The organism is Proluteimonas luteida (assembly GCF_021191695.1).
Lineage (GTDB): Bacteria > Pseudomonadota > Gammaproteobacteria > Xanthomonadales > Xanthomonadaceae > Luteimonas > Luteimonas luteida.
The window spans coordinates 84,404-111,394 of sequence record NZ_JAIWPT010000008.1 but is presented as its reverse complement, the minus strand read 5'-3'; the positions used below and the strand labels follow the sequence as shown (position 1 = coordinate 111,394).

Annotated in this window: 22 protein-coding genes, 1 tRNA gene and 1 pseudogene; 10 read left to right on the top strand and 14 right to left on the bottom strand. The window is 71.6% G+C overall.

Features of this window, described 5'->3' with window-relative positions:
* Nucleotides 1–30 precede the first annotated feature (30 nt).
* Complete coding sequence (murJ, locus tag LDO26_RS08870; protein WP_255682134.1) at nt 31–1,575, bottom strand: murein biosynthesis integral membrane protein MurJ; 1,545 nt, start codon at nt 1,573–1,575, stop codon at nt 31–33.
* A gap of 178 nt (nt 1,576–1,753) precedes the next feature.
* Between murJ and rpsT the strand changes: the two genes are divergently transcribed.
* Nucleotides 1,754–2,023, top strand: a complete 270-nt coding sequence (rpsT, locus tag LDO26_RS08865) for a 30S ribosomal protein S20 (RefSeq protein ID WP_232130728.1) — start codon at nt 1,754–1,756, stop codon at nt 2,021–2,023.
* A 322-nt stretch (nt 2,024–2,345) separates the two neighbouring features.
* Here the strand turns inward: rpsT and LDO26_RS08860 are convergent, their stop codons facing one another.
* The 5 genes from LDO26_RS08860 to rplU form a co-directional block, all read right to left on the bottom strand.
* Complete coding sequence (locus LDO26_RS08860; protein ID WP_232130727.1) at nt 2,346–2,933, bottom strand: hypothetical protein; 588 nt, start codon at nt 2,931–2,933, stop codon at nt 2,346–2,348.
* A 67-nt stretch (nt 2,934–3,000) separates the two neighbouring features.
* Nucleotides 3,001–4,047: an Obg family GTPase CgtA gene (gene cgtA / locus LDO26_RS08855; protein ID WP_232130726.1), complete on the bottom strand. Its 1,047-nt coding sequence runs from the start codon at nt 4,045–4,047 to the stop codon at nt 3,001–3,003.
* Nucleotides 4,044–4,862, bottom strand: coding sequence for a hypothetical protein (locus tag LDO26_RS08850; RefSeq protein WP_232130725.1), 819 nt, complete (start codon nt 4,860–4,862; stop codon nt 4,044–4,046). Before LDO26_RS08850 ends, cgtA begins: the two co-directional genes overlap by 4 nt.
* 93 nt (nt 4,863–4,955) lie before the next feature.
* A complete protein-coding gene (gene rpmA, locus LDO26_RS08845; protein ID WP_232130724.1) occupies nt 4,956–5,216 on the bottom strand; it encodes a 50S ribosomal protein L27 in 261 nt (86 codons plus the stop codon).
* A 12-nt stretch (nt 5,217–5,228) separates the two neighbouring features.
* Complete coding sequence (gene rplU / locus LDO26_RS08840; RefSeq protein WP_232130723.1) at nt 5,229–5,555, bottom strand: 50S ribosomal protein L21; 327 nt, start codon at nt 5,553–5,555, stop codon at nt 5,229–5,231.
* 378 nt (nt 5,556–5,933) lie between these two features.
* On the opposite strand from rplU, the gene uvrA reads away from it, so the two are divergent.
* Genes uvrA through LDO26_RS08825 form a run of 3 tightly spaced genes read left to right on the top strand, consistent with a single transcriptional unit; the run spans nt 5,934 to nt 10,108 of the window.
* Entirely contained in the window at nt 5,934–8,903 is a 2,970-nt protein-coding gene (gene uvrA / locus LDO26_RS08835; RefSeq protein WP_232130722.1) for an excinuclease ABC subunit UvrA, read from the top strand.
* Nucleotides 8,900–9,322 carry an acyl-CoA thioesterase gene (locus tag LDO26_RS08830; RefSeq protein WP_232130721.1) on the top strand — a complete coding sequence of 141 codons (423 nt, stop codon included), beginning with the start codon at nt 8,900–8,902 and terminating at the stop codon, nt 9,320–9,322. Before uvrA ends, LDO26_RS08830 begins: the two co-directional genes overlap by 4 nt.
* A 24-nt stretch (nt 9,323–9,346) precedes the next feature.
* On the top strand, nt 9,347–10,108 hold the full coding sequence (locus tag LDO26_RS08825) for an enoyl-CoA hydratase/isomerase family protein (protein WP_232130720.1): 762 nt from the start codon (nt 9,347–9,349) through the stop codon (nt 10,106–10,108).
* Nucleotides 10,109–10,204: 96 nt separating this feature from the next.
* Here LDO26_RS08825 and LDO26_RS08820 read toward each other — a convergent pair whose 3' ends face one another.
* The 5 genes and pseudogenes from LDO26_RS08820 to LDO26_RS08800 form a co-directional block, all read right to left on the bottom strand.
* On the bottom strand, nt 10,205–13,000 hold the full coding sequence (locus LDO26_RS08820; RefSeq protein ID WP_232130719.1) for an HAD-IC family P-type ATPase: 2,796 nt from the start codon (nt 12,998–13,000) through the stop codon (nt 10,205–10,207).
* Between the two features lie 407 nt (nt 13,001–13,407).
* Entirely contained in the window at nt 13,408–14,388 is a 981-nt protein-coding gene (locus LDO26_RS08815) for a DUF1684 domain-containing protein (RefSeq protein ID WP_232130718.1), read from the bottom strand.
* Between the two features lie 221 nt (nt 14,389–14,609).
* Nucleotides 14,610–15,482 (bottom strand): sulfurtransferase, encoded by an 873-nt coding sequence (locus LDO26_RS08810; RefSeq protein WP_232130717.1) that lies wholly within the window; start codon nt 15,480–15,482, stop codon nt 14,610–14,612.
* A gap of 10 nt (nt 15,483–15,492) precedes the next feature.
* A pseudogene (locus LDO26_RS08805) lies at nt 15,493–16,301 on the bottom strand (NUDIX hydrolase).
* Nucleotides 16,302–16,447: 146 nt separating this feature from the next.
* Nucleotides 16,448–17,140 carry an FKBP-type peptidyl-prolyl cis-trans isomerase N-terminal domain-containing protein gene (locus LDO26_RS08800; RefSeq protein WP_232130716.1) on the bottom strand — a complete coding sequence of 231 codons (693 nt, stop codon included), beginning with the start codon at nt 17,138–17,140 and terminating at the stop codon, nt 16,448–16,450.
* Nucleotides 17,141–17,336: 196 nt separating this feature from the next.
* Here LDO26_RS08800 and LDO26_RS08795 point away from each other — a divergent pair, with 196 nt between their 5' ends.
* The 5 genes from LDO26_RS08795 to LDO26_RS08775 all read left to right on the top strand — a co-directional run bounded on the left by LDO26_RS08795 (nt 17,337) and on the right by LDO26_RS08775 (nt 21,048).
* Entirely contained in the window at nt 17,337–18,119 is a 783-nt protein-coding gene (locus LDO26_RS08795; protein WP_232130715.1) for an enoyl-CoA hydratase/isomerase family protein, read from the top strand.
* A 30-nt stretch (nt 18,120–18,149) separates the two neighbouring features.
* On the top strand, nt 18,150–18,503 hold the full coding sequence (locus LDO26_RS08790; protein WP_232130799.1) for a hypothetical protein: 354 nt from the start codon (nt 18,150–18,152) through the stop codon (nt 18,501–18,503).
* On the top strand, nt 18,500–19,198 hold the full coding sequence (gene nth, locus LDO26_RS08785) for an endonuclease III (RefSeq protein ID WP_232130714.1): 699 nt from the start codon (nt 18,500–18,502) through the stop codon (nt 19,196–19,198). Before LDO26_RS08790 ends, nth begins: the two co-directional genes overlap by 4 nt.
* Nucleotides 19,199–19,297: 99 nt before the next feature.
* A complete protein-coding gene (gene metX / locus LDO26_RS08780; RefSeq protein WP_232130713.1) occupies nt 19,298–20,428 on the top strand; it encodes a homoserine O-acetyltransferase MetX in 1,131 nt (376 codons plus the stop codon).
* Between the two features lie 47 nt (nt 20,429–20,475).
* A complete protein-coding gene (locus LDO26_RS08775) occupies nt 20,476–21,048 on the top strand; it encodes a cysteine dioxygenase family protein (RefSeq protein WP_232130712.1) in 573 nt (190 codons plus the stop codon).
* A gap of 22 nt (nt 21,049–21,070) precedes the next feature.
* On the opposite strand, the gene LDO26_RS08770 is transcribed toward LDO26_RS08775, so the two are convergent.
* Nucleotides 21,071–21,580: a hypothetical protein gene (locus LDO26_RS08770; protein WP_232130711.1), complete on the bottom strand. Its 510-nt coding sequence runs from the start codon at nt 21,578–21,580 to the stop codon at nt 21,071–21,073.
* A 135-nt stretch (nt 21,581–21,715) separates the two neighbouring features.
* On the opposite strand from LDO26_RS08770, the gene LDO26_RS08765 reads away from it, so the two are divergent.
* Nucleotides 21,716–21,802 (top strand) — tRNA-Leu (locus tag LDO26_RS08765).
* Nucleotides 21,803–22,077: 275 nt separating this feature from the next.
* On the opposite strand, the gene LDO26_RS08760 is transcribed toward LDO26_RS08765, so the two are convergent.
* Together LDO26_RS08760 and LDO26_RS08755 are read right to left on the bottom strand one after the other, a co-directional pair.
* Nucleotides 22,078–22,884 (bottom strand): 2,3-dihydro-2,3-dihydroxybenzoate dehydrogenase, encoded by an 807-nt coding sequence (locus LDO26_RS08760; RefSeq protein WP_232130710.1) that lies wholly within the window; start codon nt 22,882–22,884, stop codon nt 22,078–22,080.
* 46 nt (nt 22,885–22,930) lie between these two features.
* Complete coding sequence (locus LDO26_RS08755; RefSeq protein WP_343226168.1) at nt 22,931–26,989, bottom strand: non-ribosomal peptide synthetase; 4,059 nt, start codon at nt 26,987–26,989, stop codon at nt 22,931–22,933.
* Nucleotides 26,990–26,991: the final 2 nt, after the last annotated feature.

The following is a 26,991-nucleotide window of genomic DNA, read 5'->3' as shown; positions in this document are numbered from 1 at the left end:
GGCCCCTGCCCCCTGCCCCCTGCCCTCTGCTCAATGCCGCAGATGCCGCGGCCGCAGGCCCAGCGCGAGCATCGCCGCGGCGTAGGCCCCGGCGCCGGCACCGATCACCAGCAGCAGCCAGCCGATGCGCTGCGGCACCCGCGCGATGTCGGTCCAGTCGCCGATCCACAGGCGCAGGCCGACCACCACCACCGCCATCGCCGCGCAGGCGCCGGCCAGCCGCAGCAGGTAGCGCGCCCAGCCCGGCTGCGGGGTGAAGATCCCGCGCCGGCGCAGGTAGCGCCACAGCAGCGCCGCGTTGAGCACGCCGGCCAGCGCGGTGGCCAGGGCGATGCCGCCATGCGCGCCCGGCACGTCGTAGAACCACAGCGGCGTGGTCAGCAGGATCGTCAGGCCGACGTTCGCGGCTACCGTCCAGATCGCCGCGCGCATCGGCGTCTTCGTGTCCTGGCGCGCATAGAACGCCGGCGCCAGCACCTTGCTGAGCATGAACGCCGGCACGCCCAGGCTCATCGCCGACAGGCTGACCGCCGCCATGCGGGTATCGAACGCGGTGAACGCGCCGTAGTTGTAGACCGTCGCGGTGATCGGCTCGGCCAGCAGCAGCAGGCCGAGGCCGGCCGGCACGCCGGCCAGCAGCGCCATGCGCAGGCCCCAGTCGAGCGAGGCGTTGTAGCCGTCGGTATCGGCCGCCGCGTGCCGCCGCGACAGGTGCGGCAGGATCACCGTGCCCAGCGCGACGCCGAACAGGCCCAGCGGGAACTCGACCAGGCGATCGGAGTAGTACAGCCAGTCGACGCTGCCCGCCGCCAGCAGCGAGGCGAACGCGGTGCCGACCAGCAGGTTCACCTGCGCCACCGACGAGGAGAACAGCGTCGGCAGCATCAGCCGTCCGACCTTGCGCACGTCCGGATGGCGGAAGCCCGGCCGCAGCCGCGGCAGCAACCCGTAGCGCCGCAGCGCGGGCCACAGCAGCGCCATCTGCAGGAAGCCGGCGATCAGCACGCCCCAGGCCAGGCCGAACGGCGGCACCTCGAAGCGCGGCGCCAGCCACAGCATCGCCGCGATCATCGTCAGGTTGTGCAGCACCGGGGTGAAGGCCGGCAGGCCGAAGCGGCCGTGGCTGTTGAGGATCGAGGCCGCCAGCGACATCATCGAGATGAACAGCAGGTACGGGAACGTGATCCGCAGCATCTGCGCGGTCTGCGCCAGCAGTTCCGGCTGCTCGGCCCAGCCCGGCGCGAACACGCGCGCGACCAGCGGCGCGGCCAGCATGCCCAGCGCGCAGACCACCAGCACCACCGCGCACAGCGCCCCGGCCATCGCGTCGACGAAGGACTTCAGCGCGGCCTTGTCGCCGCGCTCCCTGATCTCGTTGAGCACCGGCACGAAGGCCATCGCCATCGAGCCCTCGGCGAACACCCGGCGCAGGAAGTTCGGGATCCGGTAGGCGACGATGAACGCGCTCATCGCCCCGCCGGTACCGAACAGCGTCGCCTGCAGCATGTCGCGGGCGAACCCGGCGATGCGCGACAGCAGGGTCATCGCGCTGAATACCGCGCTGGAGCGCAGCAGCCCGCCGCGGCGCGTTTTCGGGGGGGTGGCCGCGGCCGGATCGGGCGCAGTCACGCCCGGAATCCGTTCAGCCGGGGCCGGTTGACGCAAGTATCTGAAACCACCATAATTTCCTGCTCGAATTTCCACTCGTCCGGCCGAGCCGGATTTTCACACGTCCAGCTTCCAGGAATCCATCGTGGCAAACATCAAGTCCGCCAAGAAGCGCGCCAAGCAGACCGTCGTGCGCAACGCGCGCAACTCCGCCCAGCGCTCGCAGCTCCGCACCGCCGTCAAGAAGGTGCTCAAGGCGCTCGACGCCAATGACGCCGCCGGCGCGCAGGAGGCCTTCAAGGTCGCCCAGCCGATCCTCGACCGTTTCAGCTCGCGCGGCCTGATCCACAAGAACAAGGCAGCCCGTCACAAGAGCCGCCTGACCGCACGCATCAAGGCCCTGCAGGCCGCCTGATCCGGCGACGGCGCCGCAAGGCGCTGCGCGATCGACAGAGAACCCGGCATGTGGCCGGGTTTTTTGCGTCCGCCATCCATGGCAGACACCCTGCGGGCCGTCGCTGTGAGACGTCAAAAATCGCTCCCCGCGATTTTGTGGTCGCCGTCCAGGGCGGAAACGCGGCGGGCCAACGCTGCGGATTCTCGGCGTGTCGGCCTCCCCTTTTCGGAGGCCAGGTCGGGCCTACGCGCCCGACACCCGGACGCATCCAGGAAGCGATCGCCGGTTCCCGACCTGTGGATCCCGTGCGTCGGGGGCGTTGCCCCGACCCACGCCGGCTTCACGCGCCGCCGATCGCCGGCGACCAACCGCCCCCGGCGATCAGGGTCCGGGCGGCGAACGTCAGGTTCCACAGGCTGTAGGCCAGCACCATGACCAAGGCGCCGATGGCGACTCTGCGCCGCGATGCGAAAGCGGCCGTTGCCGTGCCGACGACGAAGATCGCCAGCCCGACCCAAAGCCTGACCGAGCTCGCCATCGAGGCGAATCCGGGATCCGCGGCCGCAAGCATGCAGAACAGCCCGACCACGATCAGGTTGGACGTCATGATGCAGGCGAATACCAGCCGCCGGTTCGCCCAGAAGTACTCGTCGAGATCGAGCCGCTCCACGCCCCCGGCCGACACCCGCGGAAAGGTCACGCTGGCGGCGACGTAGAAGGTGGCAGCGATTGCCAGGCCGGTCACGAGGATCGCGATGTTGAACGGCGCGCCCCGGAAGATGATCCATGCCTGGTTCCAGAACGTCGTGATGTCCAGTGCCACGAACACCGCCAGCATCGGCGTCAGCCAGCCGAACCGGATCCGTTCGCGCTCGTGCAGGACCTGCGCAAGCCCGCTTACCAGCGCGGCCACCGAAAGGCCGAGCAACAGCCCATAGAAGCTGAAGAAGAACTCGAATGCGCTGATCGGTGGTGTCCTGCCGGGGCCCCTGCCGTCAGTGTAAGCCCGCGTCGGCCGCCTCGCGCGCCTCGCGGTCGAGTTCGTCGATCGCCGCCTGTACCTTCAGCATCACCTCTCGGGTACCTTCGTGGGCGAGGCCCGAGATCAGGAACCACGGCTGCTGCCAGCCCAGCGTCCCGACGATCCGCTCCGCCTCGGCCTGCGCATCCTCCGGCAGCAGGGTGTCGGCCTTGTTGATCAGCAGCCAGCGCGGCTTGTGCAGCAGTTCCGGGTCGAACTTCTCCAGCTCGTGCTCGATCGCCCGCACCTGGTCGACCGCGTCGCTGCCGTCGAGCGGCGCGATCTCCACCAGGTGCAGCAGCAGCCGGGTGCGCTGGATGTGGCGCAGGAACAGCGCGCCCAGGCCCGCGCCATCGGCCGCGCCCTCGATCAGACCGGGGATGTCGGCGATGACGAAGCTGCGCGCGGGCTCCACGCTGACCACGCCGAGGTTCGGATACAGCGTGGTGAACGGATAGTCGGCGACCTTCGGCGTCGCCGCCGATACCGCGCGGATCAGCGTGCTCTTGCCGGCGTTCGGAAAGCCCAGCAGGCCGACATCGGCCAGCAGCTTCAGTTCCAGCTTCAGCGTGCGCTCCTCGCCCTGCTCGCCCGGCGTGGACTGCCGCGGCGAGCGGTTGGTCGAGCTCTTGAAGTGCATGTTGCCGAGCCCGCCCTTGCCGCCGCGCGCGACCAGCAGGCGCTGGCCGTGCTCGGTCAGGTCGCCGATGACCTCGTCGGTCATGACGTTGTGCACCACGGTGCCGACCGGCACGACGATCGTCAGCGGATCGCCGCCCTTGCCGTACATCTGCCGGCCCATGCCGTTCTCGCCGCGCTGGGCGCGGAACATCGTCTGGTGGCGGAAATCGACCAGCGTGTTGAGGTTCTCGTCGGCCTGCAGCCAGACGCTGCCGCCGTCGCCGCCGTCGCCGCCGTCCGGGCCGCCGAGCGGGATGAACTTCTCGCGCCGGAACCCGACGCAGCCATTGCCGCCGTTGCCGGCGGTGACGGTGATTTCGACTTCGTCGACGAGTTTCATCGTGATCGGTACTCGTAAAGTGTGAGTTCGGCGCGCGCCACAGGAGCATCCTCGCCGCAATCGCCGGCGCGGGTAAACCGCGTCAGCACGCGTGCAGGCAGGTCGCCGCCGGCATCTCCGCCTATCCGGCGGATGGACAGGTCGAACCATTGGTCGCCCAGCAACTGCCGGCCGCGGATCGCGTGGCCGCGCGGATCGCGCGCGGCCACCTCGAAGACATCGCGCGCGACGCTGCCGTCTTCGCGACGCGTCTCGCTGTCCGTGCGCTCGGCACGTCCCTCGGCATCGAAGCGACGCGTCCGCAGCAGGTGTTCGAGACCATCGACCGGATGCCGCGTGGCCAGGTCGGTGACCTGCGCCAACGGGTCCGGATACAGAACGTCGCCCTGCCCCAGCACGATCGCGTCGCCGCCTGGAACCTGCGGCGGTGCCAGTACGGCTTCGACGCGCGAGGGCGGCGCCGTCCCGATGCGCGACCAGCGCAGCCACAGCGTCCAGCCGGCATCTCCGGACCAGTTCAATGCACTGGATTCCAGCCAGCCGTCAGCGTCGAAACGGATGCGGAACGCCTTCCGCTCGACGTCTGCCCCGACCTCGTCCACGCCGACAGGCGGCGCCCACGCCGCGGGATCGGCCAGCATCGCCTGCATCGCCGGCGACGGCGCCGGAAAGGTGAACGCAAGCATCCGCACTTCCGTCACCGACTCGGGCAGCCGCATCGCGCTGCGGTCGTCGAACCCCGGCGCATCGGCCGCGCATGCCGGGAAAGCGCACAGCACGCCCGCCAGCAACAACGCCATCGACGCTCCGTTCATCGACCCCCGTCCTCGTTCCTTTCGCACAAATGGAAAGCCCCGCTATCCGCGGGGCTTTCCGGATCCTGCCGTCATCGGCGGGCAACGCAAGGCTCAGGCCTCGGCCACCACGCTGACGGTACGGCGGTTCTTCGGACCCTTGGTCGTGAACTCGACCTTGCCGTCGACCAGCGCGAACAGCGTGTGGTCGCGGCCGAGGCCGACGCCGGCGCCCGGATGGAACTGGGTACCGCGCTGGCGCACGATGATGTTGCCCGCTTCGATGGCCTGGCCGCCGAAGATCTTGACGCCGAGGTACTTCGGGTTGGAGTCGCGGCCGTTGCGCGAGGAACCTACGCCCTTCTTGTGTGCCATGACTGCTTCTCCTTACTTGTTGTCGCCGGAACCGTTGATTCCGGTGATTTCGATTTCGGTGTAGTGCTGACGGTGTCCCTGGCGCTTCATGTGGTGCTTGCGGCGACGGAACTTGATGATGCGGATCTTGTCGGCGCGGCCGTGGGCCTTGACGGTGGCGGTGACGGTGGCGCCCTTCAGCGCGTCGCCCAGCTTCACGCCGTCGCTGTCGCCCAGCAGCAGGACGTTGTCGAACTTGATCTCGCTGCCGACGTCGCCTTCGAGCTTCTCGACGCGCAGCGTCTCACCTGCCATCACGCGGTACTGCTTGCCGCCCGTGACGAGTACTGCATAACTCATGACCAGACTTCCTCTGTAGTTATTGTGGTCTCTGCCGCCATCGAGGGCAGACAGGAGCGGAATTGTAGAGGGTTCAGTGAGTTAGAGTCAAACAGGCCCCGTGGCAGGCGATCGGGAGGGCCCTCGCCTCGTCTTGCGGAAGGACTCCTGTCGTCCCGGGCACCTGCCCACGCCCGTGCGGGCCGCCCTCTTGTCGCACCGGATGAGACGTGCCGGGACCAGACTGGCGTTCGCCGAATTTGCCCCCAAATCACCGGCTCGGTAGTCTGGTCGATCGTCCGTTCCCTGTCCGTACGTCGCTGCTGCGTCCACCCCAGAACCCACTGGCGGCGTGCGCAGGCTGCCCTCCCCCGCCCCCACAAACTGGATCCGACTCCGATGGCGATGGACACCATCCGCATTCGCGGTGCCCGTACCCACAACCTGAAGAACATCGATCTCGACCTGCCGCGCGACAAGCTGATCGTGATCACCGGCCTGTCCGGCTCCGGCAAGTCGTCGCTGGCGTTCGACACCATCTATGCCGAGGGCCAGCGCCGCTACGTCGAGTCGCTGTCGTCGTACGCGCGCCAGTTCCTCAGCGTCATGGAAAAGCCCGACGTCGACCACATCGAGGGCCTGTCGCCGGCGATCTCGATCGAGCAGAAGTCGACGTCGCACAATCCGCGCTCGACGGTCGGCACGATCACCGAGATCTACGACTACCTGCGCCTGCTCTACGCCCGCGTCGGCAGCCCGCGCTGCCCGGACCACGGCTATCCGCTGGAGGCGCAGACGGTCAGCCAGATGGTCGACCACGTGCTGACCCTGGACCGGGACCAGCGCTGGATGCTGCTGGCGCCTGTGGTCCGCGAGCGCAAGGGCGAGCACGCGCAGGTGTTCGAGCAGCTGCGCGCCCAGGGCTATGTGCGCGTGCGCGTCGACGGCGAGTTGTACGAGATCGACGCGCTGCCCACGCTCGCGCTGCGGCAGAAGCACACGATCGAGGCGGTCATCGACCGCTTCAAGGTCCGCGACGACATCAAGCAGCGTCTCGCCGAGTCGTTCGAGACCGCGCTCAAGCTCGGCGACGGCATGGCGTCGGTGCGGTCGATCGACGACCCGTCCGCCGAGCCGCAGCTGTTCTCGTCGAAGTACAGCTGCCCGGTCTGCGACTACGCGCTGCCGGCGCTGGAGCCACGACTGTTCTCGTTCAACTCGCCGGTCGGCGCCTGCCCGACCTGCGACGGCCTGGGCGTCAGCGAGTTCTTCGACCCCGACCGCGTGGTCGTGCATCCGGAGCTGTCGCTGGCGGCCGGTGCGGTGCGCGGCTGGGACCGCCGCAATGCCTACTACTTCCAGCTGATCCAGTCTCTGTCGAGGCACTACGGCTTCGATGTCGACACGCCGTGGCAGGACCTGCCGCAGGCCTCGCGCGACGCGGTGCTGTTCGGCAGCGGCGACGAGACGCTGACCTTCACCTACATCACCGACTCGGGCGCGCGCACCCAGCGCAAGCACCGTTTCGAGGGCATCGTGCCGAACCTGGAGCGGCGCTACCGCGAGACCGAGTCCGCCGCCGTGCGCGAGGAACTGTCGAAGTACATCAGCCAGCGCCCGTGCCCGACCTGCGAAGGCTCGCGCCTGAACCGCGCCGCGCGCAACGTGTTCGTCGCCGACCGGCCGATCGAGTCGCTGGTGGTGCTGCCGATCGACGAGGCGCTGGCGTTCTTCGCGGCGATGGACCTGCCCGGCTGGCGCGGCGAGATCGCCGCCAAGATCGTCAAGGAGATCGCCGAGCGCCTGCGCTTCCTGGTCGACGTCGGCCTCGACTACCTCACCCTGGAACGCAAGGCCGACACCCTGTCCGGCGGCGAGGCGCAGCGCATCCGGCTGGCGTCGCAGATCGGCGCCGGCCTGGTCGGGGTGATGTACGTGCTCGACGAGCCGTCGATCGGCCTGCACCAGCGCGACAACGAGCGCCTGCTCGGCACCCTCACCCGGCTGCGCGACCTCGGCAACACGGTGATCGTGGTCGAGCACGACGAGGACGCGATCCGCCTGGCCGACCACATCGTCGACATCGGCCCGGGCGCGGGCGTGCACGGCGGCGAGGTCGTCGCCGAGGGTGACTACGCCGCCATCCTCGCCGCGCCGCGCTCGCTGACCGGGCAGTACCTCAGCGGCCGCAAGCGCATCGAGATCCCGACCCGGCGCCACAAGCCGAACCCGAAGATGAAGCTGCGCCTGCTGGGCGCGTCGGGCAACAACCTCAAGAACGTCGACCTGACCATCCACTCGGGCCTGTTCACCGCGATCACCGGCGTGTCCGGCTCGGGCAAGTCGACGCTGATCAACGACACCCTGCATTCGCTGGCGGCCAACGAGATCAACGGCGCATCGCACAAGCCGGCGCCGTACCGCGACATCCAGGGGCTGGACCTGTTCGACAAGGTCGTCGACATCGACCAGTCGCCGATCGGCCGCACCCCGCGTTCGAACCCGGCGACCTATACCGGCCTGTTCACGCCGCTGCGCGAGCTGTTCGCGCAGGTGCCCGAGGCGCGCGCGCGCGGCTATTCGCCGGGGCGCTTCAGCTTCAACGTGCGCGGCGGCCGCTGCGAGGCCTGCCAGGGCGACGGCCTGCTGAAGGTCGAGATGCATTTCCTGCCCGACGTCTACGTGCCCTGCGACGTCTGCCACGGCAAGCGCTACAACCGCGAGACGCTGGAGATCCTCTACAAGGGCCACAGCATCCACGACGTGCTGGAGATGACGGTCGAGGACGCGCTGGCGCTGTTCGAGAACCTGCCGCCGATCGCACGCAAGCTCGAGACCCTGGTCGACGTGGGCCTGAGCTACATCAAGCTCGGCCAGAGCGCGACCACGCTGTCCGGCGGCGAGGCGCAGCGGGTCAAGCTGTCCAAGGAGCTGTCGCGGCGCGACACCGGCCGCACGCTGTACATCCTCGACGAGCCCACCACCGGCCTGCACTTCCACGACATCGAGCACCTGCTCGCGGTGCTGCACAAGCTGCGCGACGACGGCAACACGGTCGTGGTCATCGAGCACAACCTCGACGTCATCAAGACCGCGGACTGGGTCGTCGACCTCGGCCCGGAGGGCGGCCACCGTGGCGGCATGATCGTCGGCGAGGGCACGCCCGAGCAGCTGGCGGCGATGCCGCAGTCGCATACCGGCCAGTTCCTCGCGAAAATGCTGACGCCGGCGGCGCCATCGGCGCCAGCGCCCACGCCGGCGAAGAAGGCCGCGGCAGCGAAGAAGAAGGTCGCAGCCGCGAAGAAGACGTCCCTGAAGAAGATTCCCCTGAAGAAGATCCCCGTCCTGAAGAGAGCCTCGAAGTCATGAGCGAGACCGCCTCACCCGTGCTGATCCGCGTGCCGATCGAACTGCGCTGGCGCGACCTCGACGCGTTCAACCACGTCAACAACTCCAACTTCATGACCTATCTGGAGGAGGCGCGGATCCGCTGGTTCGACTCGCTGGGCGAGGCCTGGGTCACCGACGCGACCGCGCCGCTGCTGGCCGCGGTGCAGATGAACTACCGCATTCCGATTCCCTATCCGGCGAAGGTCGTGGTCGAACTGATCGCCGATCGCATCGGCACCTCCAGCGTCACCATCGGCCACCGCATCGTGTCCGACGACGGCGCCACGCTGCATGCCGACGGCCACGTGGTCATGGTCTGGATCGACCGCGCGACCGGCCGCCCGACGCCCCTGCCCGACACCGTGCGCAGCCACGCGGCGCAGCCCGCGTCCGCCTGACGCCACCCGCCCCCGGAGTTCCCCATGCCGCAAGCGACCGTCGAACGCATCGACCACGGCGACATCCGCGAACTGAAACTGGCGCGGCCGCCGGCCAACGCGCTCGACCCGGTGCTGTGCGCGGCGCTACGGACCGAACTGGCGCAGGCCGGGGCCGACGGCGTCGGCGGCATCGTGCTGTCCGGCGGCGAGGGCATCTTCTCCGGCGGCCTCGATGTGCCCTATCTGCTGTCGCTGGACGACGATGCCGACGTGCGCGCCGCCTGGCTCGGTTTCCTCGACCTGGCCCGCGCCATCGCCACCTCGCCGGTGCCGGTCACCGCGGCGGTCACCGGACATTCGCCGGCCGGCGGCTGCGTGCTGGCGCTGTGCTGCGACTACCGGGTGATGGCCGAGGGCCCGTTCGTCATCGGCCTCAACGAGGTCCAGGTCGGCCTGGTCGCGCCCGAGGGCATCCAGCGCCTGCTGCGCCGCGCGGTGGGCGCGCGCCAGGCCGAGCGGCTGCTGGTCGCCGGCGCGATGGTCGACGCCGCGCAGGCGCAGCGCATCGGCCTGGTCGACGAACTGGCCGCGCCCGCGGACGTCGTCGCCCGCGCCCGCGCCTGGCTGGAATCGCTGCTGCAACTGCCGCGCCAGCCGATGCTGGCGACCCGCGCGATCGCGCGCGCCGACCTGGTCGCGGCGGTGGCGCCGGAATGGATCGACGTCGACCACTTCATCGCCAGCTGGCGCGACCCGGACACCCGCGGCGCGCTGCAGGCGCTGGCCGCGCGGCTGCGACGCTGACGAGCGTGCGGACCGGCCCGGACCGGTCCGCATCCCGCAATCGCGCCCCAGGGGCGCTCCTACGGGACAGGCGCACGACCCGGTGACGACGACGGGTCAGTGGCCGGCCGGCGGCGCAGGCGGCGTGCGCTGCAGTTCCTCGAACCAGCCGAGCCGCCGCAGCAGGCCCTTCTCCACCTCCAGCACGGCCATCATCACCACGCCGACCAGCACGATCGCCACGCCGTCGACGAACGGCACCGCGCGGGTGTCGAACACCTGCTGCATCCACGGCAGGTAGGTGAAGGCCATCTGGCCGGCGATGACGCCGCCCAGCGCCCAGAACACCTGCGGCGTCCCGCGCAGGCCGCGCAGCGTGAACGAGGTCATCTGCAGGTAGCGCACGCTGAACAGATAGAAGATCTCCATCACGCAGATGACGTTGACCACCATCGTCCGCGCCAGCGCGACGTCGCCATCGTGGCGCGACAGCGACCAGAAGAACACGCCGAACGCGCCGAGGGTGAACAGCAGCGACACGAAGATGATCCGCCACAGCATGAACGGCGAGACCAGCGGCGCATCGGGCCGCCGCGGCGGCCGCTGCATCAGTCCCGGCTCGGCCGGCTCGAACGCCAGCACCAGGCCCAGGGTGATCGTCAGCACCATGTTGATCCACAGGATCTGCGCCGGCGTCATCGGCAGGGTCAGGCCCAGCGCGATCGCCGCGACGATCGCCAGCGCCTCGCCGCCGTTGGTCGGGATGGTCCAGGCGATGACCTTGCGGATGTTGTCGTAGACCGCGCGCCCCTCGCGCACCGCGGCCACGATCGAGGCGAAATTGTCGTCGGCCAGCACCATCTGCGAGGCCTCCTTGGCCGCCTCGGTGCCCTTGTTGCCCATCGCGATGCCGACATCGGCCTGTTTCAGCGACGGCGCGTCGTTGACCCCGTCGCCGGTCATCGCCACCGTCTGCCCGCGCGACTGCAGCGCGCGCACGATGCGCAGCTTGTGCTCGGGGCTGGTGCGCGCAAACACGTCCGAGTCCAGTGCCAGCGCCGGCAGTTCGGCATCGTCGAGCAGTTCCAGTTCCTGGCCGGTGACCACGTGCGGATCGCGCGCGATGCCGAGCTGGCGGGCGATCGCCGATGCGGTCGCGGCATGGTCGCCGGTGATCATCTTCACCGCGATGCCGGCCGAGTGGCAGTCGGCCACCGCCGCCACCGCCTCGTCGCGCGGCGGATCGATGAAGCCGATCACGCCGACGAACGCGAGCCCGCCGACCTCGTCGAAACCGAAGCGCTCCGGCACCGCGTCCAGGTGCCGGACCGCGAAGCCGAGCACGCGCTGGCCCTCGTCGCCGGCCTCGGCGATCGCCCGCTCCCAGTGGCCGCGGTCCAGGGCGACCACGTGCCCGGCCGCGTCCAGCTGCCCGCTGCTCAGTGCCAGCACCTGCTCCGGAGCGCCCTTGACGCAGACCAGCGCGCCGTCGCCATCGCGGTGCAGCGTCGCCATGAACCGATGCTGCGCATCGAACGGTACCTCGTCGAGCCGCGGATGCACCGCGGCGAGGTCGAGGCTTTCCAGGCCCGCCTTGGCGGCGAGCGCGAGCAGCGCGCCCTCCATCGGGTCGCCGTCGACGACCCAGTCGCCACCGGCCTCGCGCAGGTTGGCGTCGTTGCACAGCACGCCGTCGACGAGCAGCAGGCGCAGCGCGGCATCGGCGTCGCGGTCGCCGGCCAGCGTGCGCAGGCCGCCGACCGGCGCATAGCCGGCGCCTTCTGCCTCGACCACGCTGGCACCGGTGACCAGCCGCCGCGCGGTCATCTCGTTGCGGGTCAGCGTGCCGGTCTTGTCCGAGCAGATCGTCGTCGTCGCGCCCAGCGTCTCCACCGCCGGCAGCCGGCGCACGATCGCGTTGCGCGCGGCCATGCGGCGCACGCCGATCGCCAGGGTGATCGTGATCACCGCCGGCAGGCCCTCGGGCACCACGCCGACCGCGAGCGCGACCACGACCATCAGCGCGTCGACCCAGTCGTAGCCACGCAGCAGCACCGCGAACACGAACAGCAGCGCCGCGGAGCCGATCGCGACGAAGGTGAAGCGGCGGCCGAAGGCGTTGATCTGGCGCAGCAGCGGCGTGGTCAGCGCGGTCACCGACTGCAGCAGCTTGCTGATACGCCCCATCTCGGTGGCCGCGCCGGTGCCGACGACGACGCCGGTGCCCAGCCCCGCGGCGACCAGCGTGCCGGAGTAGGCCATGCCGGTGCGGTCGCCCAGCGCCGCGTCCTCCGCCACCGCCGCATCGGTCTTGCCGGCGGCGACCGATTCGCCGGTCAGCGCCGCCTCGTCGATCAGCAGGCCGCGCGCGCGCAGCAGGCGCAGGTCGGCCGGCACCCGGTCGCCGGCCTCCAGCGTCACGATGTCGCCGGGCACCAGCCCGATGACCGGAATCACCTGGCGCTTGCCGTCGCGCAGCACCCGCGCGTTCGGCGCCAGCATCGACTGCAGCTGCGCCAGCGCCTGCTCGGCGCGGCCTTCCTGGACGAAACCGACGATCGCGTTGACCACGATCACCAGCAGGATCACCACCGCGTCGATGTAGTGCCCCAGCGCCAGCGCCGCGACCGAGGCCGCGGCCAGGAAGATGATCAGCGCGTTGTTGAAATGCGACAGGAACCGCAACCAGGCCGGCCGCGGCTTCGCCGCGGGCAGCTCGTTGTCGCCATAGTGCGCGCGCCGCCGTGCGGCTTCGGCGCTGTCGAGTCCGTCATGCCCCACCTGCAAGCGCGCGAGCACGGTGTCCGGCGGCAAGGCGTGCCAGGCCACGTCGGCGCCGTCGGCGGATGCCTCGCCTTCCCCGGCCGGCAACGGGCGGCGGATAGACGTTGACGGCGTTGCGTGTTCACTCATTGGCTGCCCCTGTGCCGGACGCCGGCGCGCCGGCGCTCGTACGGATGGGTTCCGGACCCGCCGGAAACGGTCGGCCGCACGCGGACCGGCAATGCGAATCCCGTGCAGCCACATCGACACGGGCGCTCCCCATCATCGCCGGTCGCGGCTTCGGCCGCGGTCGGGATGCAGCCGCGCCGATGGCGCGACCGCGTCTCCGATTGTATGGGCATCCGCCCTTGCGTGCAGGCACGGCGCGTACCGGATGCGCGCAGCCGGATCGACGGCAACGGAACATGCCGTCGCGCACGCGGCGACAGGCCTGCGTGCAGCGTCATTGTCCAGGACAAAGGGGACGCGGGTATCTTCGCTGCGCCGGGGACACGGGGAATGCCTGCGCAAGGCCCCCGGCGGGGCCGGCACCGGTCTCAGTGCGCGCCGGCAGGGTCGACGTAGGTCTTCTCGCCGGCCTCGACCGCCAGGTCCAGCCGGTTCCCGGGCGGCGCCATCGGGCATACCACGTGCGGAGTCAGCGCGCACGGCGGATTCTGCGCCCGGTTGAAATCGAGCACGACCCTGCCGTCCACCGGCAGGTCGGCGTAGAGGAAGCGCGCGCCGCCGTAGGTCTGCCGGCCGCTGGTGCGGTCGGCGAAGATGAAGAACAGGCTGCCGCCCTCGTCCTCGACGATCGGCTGCAGTTCGTGGCGGCGGCCATCGCGCTCGAACACCGCCTTGCCCGGCGAGCGTCCCGGCTCGGGCGTGCCGATCGAGCTGACCAGATCCAGCGTCCGCGGCGGATCGAAGGGCACCCATTCGGCCTCGATGCGCCATTGCGGATCGGCCGGGAACCAGTCCAGCCCGGTGAACGCCCGCAGCGATGGCGAATTCGCATCGCGGAAACGCCAGCCGTGCAGGTCGCCGGTCTGGACCACGTAGAAACGCGTCCCTTCGAACCGCACGCTGGTCGGGCCGTCTTCCTCGCGCTGGGTGCGGAGCACCGCCGTCGCGGCCCCGTCCGGATGGCCATCGACGGTGACGCCGCTGCCGGGTGCGGGCTCGAAGGCCAGCGTGCCGTCATCGGCCAGCGTCAGCACGCCCCATGCGTCCGGCCCCTGCGGCAGGCGGATCGCGCTGCGGGCGGCGCTGCCGACAGTGTGGCGACCGGCGCTCAACTGCCCCGATCCGGCAAAGCTGAACCAGCCGTCGGGTTCGCGCAGGCGCGCCTCGCGCGTCTGCCGCCAGGCGCGCGTATCCGCCTCGAAATTCCCGCCGGCTTCCGCACTGGTCGGCACGACCGTGGGTGCATCCGCGTCGGCGCCGGTGATGTCCGGAGCGCCCGCATCGTCATTGCCGCATCCCGCAAGCAACAGGCTCATCGACAGGACGGCGACGGTCGGCAATCGGCGCATGGCGGTCTCCACGGCGGCAAGGCACGACGATAGCCGGCCCGTTCCGCATGCAGCAGGCCGGCCCCGGAAATCAGCGTTTCGCACCCGCCGCGCCGCAGCGGCCGCGGCCGTCCCGGAGGCCGGGAAGAGAACGCCTTGGCGAGACCCCCGCCAGGCATTGCATGGCGGTCGCGACGTGCGCCTGGCGCAGGCGTCGGCGGGCGCTATGCCCTCCCGGGTTCTCAACCGTCGCCGATGGCAACCGGGCGCCGCGGATCCTCGATCCAGCCGCTCCACGAGCCGGTGTACAGGCGCGCACCCGGGCGTCCCGCATGCACCATCGCCAGCAGGTGGTGGCAGGCGGTGACGCCGGACCCGCACATGGCGACGACCTCGCCGGCGGCGCGGTCGCCGAGCAGCGCGTCGAACTCGGCGGCCAGCATCGCCGCCGGCTTGAAACGGCCATCGTGCAGGTTGTCCGCATAGGACCGGTTGACCGCGCCCGGCACATGACCTGCGCGCGGGTCGATCGGCTCGACCTCGCCGCGGAACCGCGCCGCGGCGCGGGCATCGACCAGCAGGCCGCCCGTGTCCAGATGCCGTTGCACGTCCTCGGCCCGATGCAGCAGTCGACTGCTATCGAAGCCGCCGGACACCGCCGCCGGTGCCGGCGCGTCGACCCGCGCCGTCGTCGGCAGGCCGAGCGCGGTCCAGCGGGCCCAGCCGCCGTCGAGCACGGCGACCCGGTCGTGGCCGAAGCAGCGCAGCAGCCACCACAGCCGCGCGGCGAATGCGCCGTCGCCATCGTCGTAGGCGACGACCTGGGTCGCCGGCCCGATGCCCCAGCGCCCGAGCGTCGCGGCAAAGGTCGCGTCTCGCGGCCACGGATGCCGGCCCAGGCCCGGCGCGTGCGGACCCGACAGGTCGCGGTCCAGATGTGCGTACACCGCGCCGGACAGGTGCGCCGCGCGCCATGCGGCCTCGCCGGCATCCGCCGCGCCCTGGGATGCCGCCAGCGAGAACCGGCAGTCGACGATGCGCAGTTCGTCGCCACGTGCCAGGGCCTGCGCCAGCGCTTCGGCCTCGACCAGCGTGGTCCACGGCGGCGTGCTCACGGGCGCATGCTCACAGGCGCTCCAGATGCTGGCGCAGGTTCAGCAGGATCGACGCGGTCACGCCCCAGATGCGGTTCGCGGGCGCGTCGGCCCAGGTGTCGTACTCGAGCACGTGGCGCATCCGGCCGCCGAACTCGATGTCCACGCGGCGCAGCTTCTCCGGCGCCATCAGGAACGCCAGCGGCGCCTCGAACACCTCCGCGACCTCGCCGGGCTCGGGGACGGGGCGGAAGCCGGGATCGAGCATCGCCACCACCGGCACCACCCGGAAACCGGTCAGCGTGGCCAGGGGATCGAGATAGCCCAGCGGCTGCGACTGCGCCGGCAGCAGGCCGATCTCCTCGTGCGCCTCGCGCAGCGCGGCGGCCAGCGGGCCGCCGTCGCCGGGTTCGACCCGGCCGCCGGGAAAGCTCACCTGCCCGGCGTGATGGCGCAGGGTATCGGTGCGGCGCGTGAGCAGCGCATGCAGGCCGGCCTCGCGCTGGACCAGCCCGACCAGCACCGCGGCCTCGCGCAGCGAGACGCCCGGCGCGAGCAGCCCGTCGAGTTCGTCGACGTTCCAGCCGCGCGCGGTCGGTGCGCCGTCGAGCGGATGCAGCACGCGCCGCAGGTCGCGGGCCGCGAGCGCACCGTTCATGACCGCGCGGCCTCGCGCGCGGGCAGTACGACATCCAGCATGTGTGCGCGTCCGGCCTCGCCCATGCGCAACCAGTCGGCGATCTCCGCGGCGGTGCGCAGGCAGCCGTGGCAGTGGCCGGAGGCGTCGAGCGTGCACACGCCGATGCACGGGGTCGGCACGGCGTGCGGGGACGATTCCATGGCGGCGATTCTACCGGGGATCGCAGTGTCCGGCCGGCGTCAGCGGCAGATTCGGGCCACCGCAAACGACTGCGCCGACGTGCACGGGCACGTCGGCGCAGGAACAACGGTGGACCGTCAGCGGGCCCGGGCGGGTGCTGCGGCGATCAGTTGACGCTGAGCAGCTTGACCATCACGCCGACCGGCTGGCGGGCGATTTCCTGCGCGTTCTCGCCGCTGGCGAACTGGCCCGGCGGCAGCACGATCTCGTAGACGCCATTGAGCGGGATCAGCGGCAGCACCTCGCGCAGACCGGCGATCGGCGCTTCGGACACGCGGAACGGCGCGGTCTTGTCGTCCGCGCTCAGGCCGATGCCGGCCGGCACGATCAGCGCCTGGTAGGCGATCTCGACCTGGCTGTTGGCGGTCGGCTTGGCGCCCGAGCCCGCCTCGACCACGCGGTACATCACGCCGCTGGGCAGCGAGACCACGCCTTCGCGCGCCCGGTACTCGGCGAGGAACGTCGCCGCCTGGCCTTCGTTCTGGGTCAGCGCGGCACGGCGCTCGGCCACGATCTTCTGCTGCATGCGCTGCTGGAAGCCGTTGTAGGCCTCGCCCATCTGCTCGGCGGTGTAGGCCGGATCCTTGCGGCTGTGACCATCCTGCAGGCCGCGGATGATGGTGTTGACGTCGACCGACTCGCCGGTCTCGGCCAGGCGGTTGCCCAGATCGAAACCCAGCGCGTAGCTCAGCGTCGTCCGGTCGTTCGCCGACGCCGCCGGGGCCGCCTGCTGCTGCGCAAGCACCGCGCCGCTGAACGAGATGGCCGCGATGGCGGCCGCAATAACACGAAACTTCATTCGGTGGATCTCCGCTGAGTCAGATGTTTTGGTATCTGTTTTGGTATCGCCTGTCGCGATAAAGGGCGGTCGAACCGCCCCATCCAGACACGCTAGGATAGCGGCCGCGGCGCTTAACCGCCACTGACGCCCCCTTTACCGACCGCGCGCCGCCCGGCAAGTTCCCGAACCGCGCCCGGACCCCGCTGGAGCCACGATGACCGACGCCCCCCTGCTGGTGACCGACCGCGATGCGGTCCGCGTGATCACCGTCAACCGCCCCGACAAGCTGAACGCGCTGGACTCGGCCACCCTCGATGCCCTGCACGCGGCCTTCGACGACGCCGCGACGGATCCCGCGGTGCGCGTCGTCGTGCTGACCGGCGCCGGCCCCAAGGCCTTCGTCGCCGGCGCCGACATCGCCGAGATGGCCGGACTGCGTCCGGCCGAGGGCCGCGACTTCTCGCTGCGCGGCACCCGCATGATGCGGCGCGTGGAAACCCTGCCCAAGCCGGTGATCGCGATGGTCAACGGCTATGCGCTCGGCGGCGGGCTGGAACTGGCGATGAGCTGCCACCTGCGCATCGCCGCCGATACCGCGAAGGTCGGCCAGCCCGAGATCAACCTCGGCCTGATCCCCGGCTTCGGCGGCAGCCAGCGCCTGCTGCGCCTGGCCGGACGCGCGGCGGCGCTGGAGCTGTGCCTGACCGGCGCGCCGGTCGACGCGGCCCGCGCGCTGGCGCTGGGCATCGTCAACCGGGTGGTGCCGGCGGCGGATCTGGAAGCCGAGACGATGGCGCTGGCCGGACAGCTGGCGAACGCCGCACCGCTGGCGCTGCGCGGCATCCTCGACTGCATCAACATCGGCGGCGAATGCGCGATCGGCGAAGGGCTCGAGTACGAGTCGGCGCAGTTCGGCCTGATGTTCGCGACCGAGGACATGCGCGAGGGCACGGCGGCCTTCCTCGCGCGGCGCAAGCCCGCGTTCACCGGTCGCTGACCGCCGATGCCCGAGCGCCACGCCCTGGACATGGCCGACAGCGCGCGCCTGCGCAAGCTGGTCTCGCTGCTGCGCGCGGACGACGTGGACGCCGCGATCGATGCCGGCCTGATGGACGACGGCGTGGACAATGCGGCTGCCGCCTTGCCCGCCGCCGATGCCGCGCTGCTGGCCGCCACGCGGGCGCGCCTGCGCGCCGCCTGGGACGCGCGCGACCGCTACCGCGCGCGCAACGCGCGCTTGGCCCGGCGCGCCGCCGAACGCGCCGCGTCCCGGACGATACCGCCGCCGACCGCGAGCGCGGCGAAACCGGCCCTGCCCGCCGCCGCGGCCGCGATCCTGGCCCGCGCCAAGGCGCGCGCGACAGGCAATCGTCCCGGATGAGCGCGGACCAGGCGAAGACGCGGCCGGCGCGCCGCGGCCGCACGATGACGCGCGCGGAAATCCGCGAGATGTTCGTACGGCTGCGCGACCTCGACCCGGATCCGACCACCGAACTCGAATACCGCACACCGTTCGAGCTGCTGGTCGCGGTGATCCTGTCGGCGCAGGCCACCGACGTCGGCGTCAACAAGGCCACGCGCCGGCTCTATCCGGTCGCCAACACGCCGCAGGCGATCCTCGACCTCGGCGAGGACGGCCTCAAGCGCTACATCTCGACGATCGGCCTGTTCAACGCCAAGGCGAAGAACGTCATCGCGGCCTGCCGCATCCTCGTCGACCGCTACGGCGGCGAGGTGCCGCGCACGCGCGCCGAGCTCGAAGCGCTGCCGGGCGTCGGCCGCAAGACCGCCAACGTGGTGCTCAACACCGTGTTCGGCGAGCCGACCATCGCGGTCGACACGCACATCTTCCGCGTCGCCAACCGCACCGGCCTGGCGCCCGGCAAGGACGTGCGCGCGGTCGAGGACCGCCTGCTGCAGGTGGTGCCGGAGGAATTCCTGCTCGGCGCGCACCACTGGCTGATCCTGCATGGCCGCTACGTCTGCAAGGCGCGCAAGCCCGACTGCCCTGTCTGCGTGATCCGCGACCTGTGCCGCTACCCGGACAAGACGCCGGGCACGCCACCGCAGCCGTAGGTCCGGCCCCCGGGCGCGACGCCTCCCCGCGCACGGACCGGACGGCATCGCGGCCAGGAGCCGCCCCTACGGAAACCTGCGCTGGCCTAGACTTGCGCGATGACCGAATTCATCCCCCCCGGCAGCCGCTTCGTCGACCTGCCGTCGCCATTCCCGATGAAACGCGGCGGCGCCCTGCACGGCGCGCGCATCGCCTACGAGACCTGGGGCGCGCTGGATGCCGACGCCGGCAACGCGATCCTGATCGTCACCGGCCTGTCGCCCGATGCGCATGCCGCCAGCCACGCCGCCGACCCGTCGCCCGGCTGGTGGGAGGCCATGCTCGGCCCCGGCAAGGCGATCGATACCGACCGCTGGTTCGTGGTCTGCGTCAACTCGCTGGGCAGCTGCAAGGGCTCGACCGGGCCGGCCTCGGTCGATCCGGCGACCGGCGACCTCTACCGGCTCGGGTTTCCGGAGCTGTCGATCGAGGACGTCGCCGACGCCGCCGCGCACGTGGTGCGCGCGCTCGGCATCCGCGCGCTGGCCTGCCTGATCGGCAACTCGATGGGCGGCATGACCGCGCTGTCGCTGATCGCCCGCCATCCGGGCCTGGTGCGCAGCCACATCAACATCTGCGGCGCGGCGCGCGCGCTGCCGTTCTCGATCGCGATCCGCTCGCTGCAGCGCGAGGCGATCCGGCTCGACCCGCTGTGGAACCAGGGCGACTACGACGACGCCCACTACCCGGAAAGCGGCATGCGCATGGCGCGCAAGCTGGGCGTCATCACCTACCGCTCGGCGCTGGAATGGGACGGACGCTTCGGCCGCGTGCGGCTCGACTCGGACCGCCGCGACGACGAGGACCCGTTCGGCCTGGAGTTCGAGGTCGAGAGCTATCTCGAAGGCCATGCTCGCCGCTTCGTGCGCCGCTTCGACCCCAACAGCTACCTGTACCTCAGCCGATCGATGGACTGGTTCGACATCGGCGAGAGCTGCGGCGATTCGACCGAGGCCGGACTGGCCTCGCTGCGCCTCGAGCGCGCGCTGGCGATCGGCGTGCAGACCGACATCCTGTTCCCGCTGCAGCAACAGCAGCAGATCGCCGAGGGCCTGCGCGCCGGTGGCGTCGATGCGGACTTCCTGCCGCTGGCATCGCCGCAGGGCCATGATGCGTTCCTGGTCGACATCGGCCGCTTCGGCCCGGCGATCCATGGGTTCCTGTCCGGCCATCCCTCCGCGGCCGGCTGACCGGCGTCGCGACGCGCCGTTGCACCACACCGGCTAGACTCGAGGGCATGAGCGATGACGTCGACTTCCCGGGCCGCGACAGGCTGATCGCCGCCGTGGACGCCGCGGTCGGGCTGGGCAGCGACCAGGCGACCACGGCCGCCCTGCGCGCCGCGCTGTGCGTGCTGATCCGCGATCCCGACGTGCGCCTGCCCGGCTGCGTCCACCAGCCCATCGAGGACCACTACGCCCGCCGCGCGCTGTACCGCAGCCCGGTCCATGGCTACAGCATCATCGCGATGACCTGGGGACCGGACCAGGGCACGCCGCTGCACGACCACGACGGCCAATGGTGCGTGGAAGGCGTATGGACGGGCGAACTGGAGATCACCCAGTACGAACTGCTGGACCGGCAGGACGAGCGTTTCCGCTTCCGCGCCGCCGGTGGCGTCCAGGCCGGCGCCGGCAGCGCGGGCAGCCTGATCCCGCCGCACGAGTACCACACCATCCGCAACCCCAGCCCGCATGCGATCGCGGTCTCGGTACACGTCTACCGGGCCGAACTGGCCCGCTGCGCGACGTTCGTGCCCGACGACGGCGAATGGTACCGGCGCGTCGAGCGGCGGCTGGAAGTCGACTGACGGAATGCGCGGCGGCCGCGCGTCAGTCTTCCAGCAGTCGCGCCACCTCGACCCGCAGCGTCGAACCGCCGTCGACCAGCCAGGCGCGCCCCTCGACCACGATGCCCTCGCCGATGTGCGCCTTGTCGACCAGTCCCGGCTCGACCGCCCCGCCGGTGGCGGCGTCGAAGCGCACCTCCTGAGGCATCCGCGACACCGGCTGCGGCACGCCCGGGCGCAGGGCCTCGGCACGACCCTTGACGTTCGACACCATGTAGCCGTTGGGACACGGCGCCCGGACGCAGCGGATGTTGCTCAGGTGCACGCGGAACACGCCTTCGGCCAGCGCCACCTGCCCGTCGGGCTGGGATGGCACGCCGACGAACTCGCCCGCCGGCAATTCGCGCTCGGAGACCGGCACCGCGTCGACGGCATGGCCGGGCCTGCCGGCACAGGCGGCCAGCGCCACCAGCAGCAGCGCGCCAGCGCATGTCCGCAGCGCGCGCGCCTGCGCCACGCCACGCCGCGACGCCCACCCTCGGTTCCTGCCCATCTGCATCCTCCAGCGCGACCGGCCAGCCGCCGGCCCGCGCATGATGCCCGGTGAAACGTTCGGATTGCGCAAAGACGCGCCGCGCCCACGGCCGTCCTCTGCGCTCCGGACGATCCGCTATACTCCCGCGTCCGCGCCGGAGTGGCGGAATCGGTAGACGCAGCGGACTCAAAATCCGCCGCCCTTAAAAGCGTGTGGGTTCGAGTCCCACCTCCGGCACCAGTCCAGAAAACCGTCCTGTCACGCAGGGCGGTTTTTTTGGTTGTTCACCGATGCCCGGGGAAGACGCCCCTCCCCGGACCGGGTAGGTCGGCCCACGCGGCCGACGTGCGCGGCGTCCGGGGCGGCGCGCGGAACCCCTCATCCGGCGCTTCGCGCCACCTTCTCCCGCACAGGCGGGAGACGGGTTCCAGCATGCGTGCGGAATGAGGCACTGACCGGCATGGGGATCCGGATACGCGCCTTCCGCATCCGGCTTCGGGCAATGGATCGGATGCTCACCCGCGCAGCGTGGCGCCGCCGTCGACGTAGAGGTCGCTCATCGCGATGTGGCCCGCCTGGTCGGACAGCAGGAACAGCACGGCATTGGCCACGTCCACGGGTTCGGCCAGTTTCGCCAGCGGGATGCCGCTCTTGAAGGTCTCCAGGGTGCCGGCAATGGTGCGGCGTTCGCCGTCGGCGTCGGTCCACATGCCGGTCTGCATCGGGGTGCGGGTCGAGCCGGGCGCGACGATGTTGCAGCGGATGCCCAGCGGTGCGAGTTCCAGCCCCAGGCAACGCACGAACATCGTCGCCGCTGCCTTCGACGCGGCGTAGGCGGCCATCGCGTGGCGCGGGATGCCGGCGGCGTTGGAGCCGACGGTGACCATCGCGCCGCGCCGGCGCGGCGCCATCACCCGGGCCAGCGCGCGCGAGACATGAAACACGCCGTCGGCATTGACCGCGAAGGTGCGGCGCCATTCGGCGTCGCTGGTCTCCAGCACGGTCGTGGTCGACAGCACGCCGGCGACGTTGACGCCGATGTCGATCGGGCCGATCTCCGATTCGATATGCGCGACCAGCGCGTCGACCGCGGTGGAATCGGTGACGTCGAGGGCGAAGGGATGCGCAGTGGCCCTCACCCCTGCCCCTCTCCCGCCAGCGGGAGAGGGGCTCGGATTGCTGGCGGTTGCATGTGGCGCCTGCAGGTCGGTGGCGACCACCGTCGCGCCGCTGTCGCGCAGCAGCGCGACGACCGCTGCGCCGATGCCGCCGCCGGCGCCGGTCACGAGGGCGGTCTTTCCGTCGAAGCCTGTGAGTTGCATGGGGACGTCCGGGGTTGCGGTGGGTTCGGCGAAGGCGGAGGCGCCCTCACCCCTGCCCTTCTCCCGCATGCGGGAGAGGGGGACAAAGCGCCGGCGCCGGCTGGCGGACTGCCGGCCGGCCGACTGCAGCCTGATCGAACGCCGCCAGCCGCGCATCAAGCAGCGGCGCGACCTGCGCGGTCGCGTCGCGGCCGGTGAGTTCGGCGTGCAGGAACGGCAGCTCGGCCGACTCGACCCGGGCCGCATGCGGCTGCCACAGCGCGGACTGCAGCTGCGGGCGGTCGGCGTGGTCGCGGCCGGCGCGGATGTGCAGCAGCGTGCCGTCGTAGTGCGCATGGCGATGCAGGCGCACCAGCCGGTTGGTGTCGGTGACCGCGCGGACCACGCCGTCGAGCACGGCATCCGGCAGGTTGCCGAGCGCGCTGTCGCCGCGGCGCAGGAAGCCGACGATCGCCGCGCGCGTATCCAGTTCCGGATGCGCATCCGGGTCGTAGCCGGCGATCGCCAGCAGCGCGCGCAGCGCGGCGACGGCATCGGGCTCCGGCTCGGCGCGCCAGCACTCGGCCGGATACGCATCCAGCAGCGCCAGCACGCCGACCCGCCGTCCCATCGCCCGCAGGCGCACGGCCATGGCCTGGGCGATGATGCCGCCGACCGACCAGCCGAGCAGGTGCACGGGGCCGTGCGGATGCAGCGCGGCGACGCGGTGCGCGTAGTCGTCGGCCAGGGCATCGATGCTGCCGGGCAGCGGCTGCGCCAGGTCCAGCGCCGGCGACTGCAGGCCGATCACCTCGCGCCGCGGCACCAGCGCGCGCGCGAGGTCGCGGTAGCACCAGGCGATGCCGCCGGCCGGGTGCACGACGAACAGCGGGTCGCGCGGCGGCGCGGCCGCGTCGCCGCGTGCAAGCACGATGGTCGGCGCCAGGCCATGGTCCGGCGCGTCGGCGCCGGCTGCATCGAGCCGCGCGGCGAGCGCGGCGACCGTCGGCGCGGCGAACAGCGCGCCGAGCCCGGGATCGCGGCCGAAGCGCTGCTGGATCGCCAGCAGCAGGTGCACCGCCGACAGCGAGTCGCCGCCGAGGGCGAAGAAATCCGCGTCGGCGCCGACATCGGCGATCCCCAGCGCCTCGCCGAACAGCGTGGCGACGGCGCGCTCGGTCGCGGTGCGCGGCGGGGCGACGCTGCCGGCGTCGAAATGCGGCGCCGGCAGTGCGTTGCGATCGAGCTTGCCGTTGGCGGTGACCGGCCAGTCGTCGAGCGCGACGAACGCGGCCGGCACCATGTAGTCCGGCAGTTGCGCGGCCAGCCGCGTGCGCAGGGTCGCGGTGTCGAAGCCCATGGCCGGCTGCAGGTAGCCGACCAGGCGGCGATCGCCGGCGCGGTCCTCGCGGACGATGACCGCCGCCTGCGTCGCCTGCCCGCTGGCCAGCATCGCGGCCTCGATCTCGCCCAGCTCGATGCGCAACCCGCGCAGCTTGACCTGGTGGTCGCTGCGGCCAAGGAACTCGAGCGCGCCGTCGTCGCGCCAGCGCGCGAGGTCGCCGGTGCGGTAGATGCGCGCGCCGGGCACGTGCGGATCGGCGAGGAAGCGCTCGGCGGTGAGGTCGTCGCGACCGACGTACCCGCGCGCCAGCTGCACGCCGCCGAGGTACAGGTCGCCGGCGACGCCGGCCGGCAGCGGGCGCATGCGCGCATCGAGCACGTACAGACGGGTGTTCCATACCGGGAAGCCGATCGGCACCGGCTGCGAACGGTCGTCGGGGCCGGCCGGCCAGAAGCTGACGTCGACCGCGGCCTCGGTCGGGCCGTAGAGGTTGTGCAACTGCGCATGCAGCGTCGCGTGGAAGCGGTCGCGCAGTTCGGCCTCCAGCGCCTCGCCGCTGCAGAACACGCGGCGGATCGAGAGCCCGCGGGCCTCCGGCACGGCCAGGAACGCGGCCAGCATCGACGGCACGAAGTGCAGCGTGGTAATGCCGCGGGTGCGGACCAGCCGTGCGATCGCGACCGGGTCGCGGTGCGCGTCGGGCGGCGCGACCACCAGCGTCGCGCCGGCCAGCAGCGGCAGGAAGAACTCCCAGACCGAGACGTCGAACGTCGCCGGGGTCTTCTGCAGGATGCGGTCGGACGCGTCGATCCGATAGTGCGTGCGCATCCATTCGAGGCGGTTGACGATCGCGCGGTGCTCGATCAGCACGCCCTTCGGCTCGCCGGTCGAGCCGGAGGTGTAGATGACGTAGGCCGCGTCGCCGGGACGGATGTCGGCCGCGGGCAGGAATCCGTCGTCCGTATCGGCGGCGCCCGGCCACGCATCGGTCGCCAGCAGCGGCACGTCGTCCGGCCACAGCGCCGCGGTGTCCGCATGCGCCAGCACGCAGGCCGGCCGCGCGGAATGCAGGATGCGCGCCAGCCGCTCCGGCGGATGCGCGAGATCCAGCGGCAGGTAGGCGCCCCCGGCGCGCAGCACCGCGACCAGCGCGACCACCAGCGCCAGCGAGCGCGGCAGCGCCACCGCGACCGGCACGTCGCGGCCGACGCCGCGCGCGCGCAGCGCGCGCGCCAGCGCGCGCGTGCGCCGGTCGAGGTCCGCGTACGACAGCACCTCGCCGTCGAACTCGACCGCCGGCGCATCCGGCGTGGCGGTCATCGCCGACTCGATCAGTGCCGCCAGCGTGGTGTCGGGCAGCGCGTGCGCGGTCGCGTTGACGTCGAACAGCCAGCGCTGCACCTCGTCGGGACTGGCCAGCGGCACGTCGTCGATCGGCGCCGCATCGACCGGCGCCACGTCGCAGGCCGCGGCAAGGAACGCCTGCAGGCGCGCGGCATGCGCGGCGATGTCGTCGGCGCTGTAGAGATCGGGATTGGCCTCGAGCTCGAGGTCCAGCGCATGCGTGCCGTCGCCGCGGAAACCGATCGTCACGTCGTCGATCGGCCCGGTGCCGAGGATCTCCAGCCGCACATGCGCGCCTTCGAGCCGCGGCGGCCGGTAGAACGGCTGCACGTTGACCAGCGGCCCGTACAGCCGGCGCTGTCCGCCGATCAGGCCGAGGTCGCGGCGCAGCTGCTCGCCGCGGTAGCGGCCATGGCGGCGCCCGCGCACCAGCGCGCGCGCGATCGCCTGTACGAACCCGGCCAGCGATGCATCCGGCATCGCCGGCACCCGCAGCGGCAGCACGTTCATCACCATCGCCGGCACCCGCGCCGAGGCGCTGCCGAGCCGGCCCATGAAGGGGACGCCGATGACGGCCTCGGCCTGGCCGGACATGCGCTGGCAGTAGGCGGCGGTCAGTGCGGTCAGCACGTCGGGCCAGGGCTGCTGCAACTGCTGCGCGAGATCGAGCAGGCGCTGGCGCAGCCCGGCATCGAGCGCGACCGACAGGCGATGGCAGCCGTGCGCGGCCGGCGCGAAACCGGCGCCGAGGCCGGACACCGCCGGCATGCCGGCCAGCGTTGCGTGCCAGTAGGCCGCATCCTTGTCGCGCTTCTCCGATGCGGCATAGGCCGCGTCCTCGGCAAGGACGCCTTCGAGCGGCGCGAACGCCGCGCCCGCCACGGGGCCGCCATGTCCGGCGTCGCACGCGGCGCCGGCGCGCCCGCTGGAATACAGGGCGCAGGCGCGTTCGGTCAGCAGCGCCATGCCGTAGCCGTCGGCCGCCAGGTGGTGCACGCGCAGGTACCAGACGAAGCGGTCGCCGCCGAGCACGTACAGGCACTGCTGCGCGAGCCGGTCGCGGGTCGGATCGACCGGCGTATCGCGGTCGCGCAGCATCGCCGCGCGTGCGGCCGCCGCGGGATCCGGCTCGGCCGACAGGTCGACCACGTCGAGCCGCGGCACGCGCGCCGGATCGACGTGCTGGCGAGGCCCGTCAGGGCCGTCGCGCATCCGCAACGCCAGCGCGGGCGCCTCGGCGGCGGTCCGGTCGGCCGCGCGCACGAACGAGGCCACATCCAGCGCGCCGTCGATCCACAGCGCGTGCGCGGTATTGAACGCCGGGTTGTCCGGCGCCAGCCGCTGCGCGTACCACAGGCCGGACTGGGCCTCGGTCAGCGGCCGGTCGGGCGCCGGGCCGGATGCCCGGCCGGACGGGACGGCATCGGGCACCGGCATCG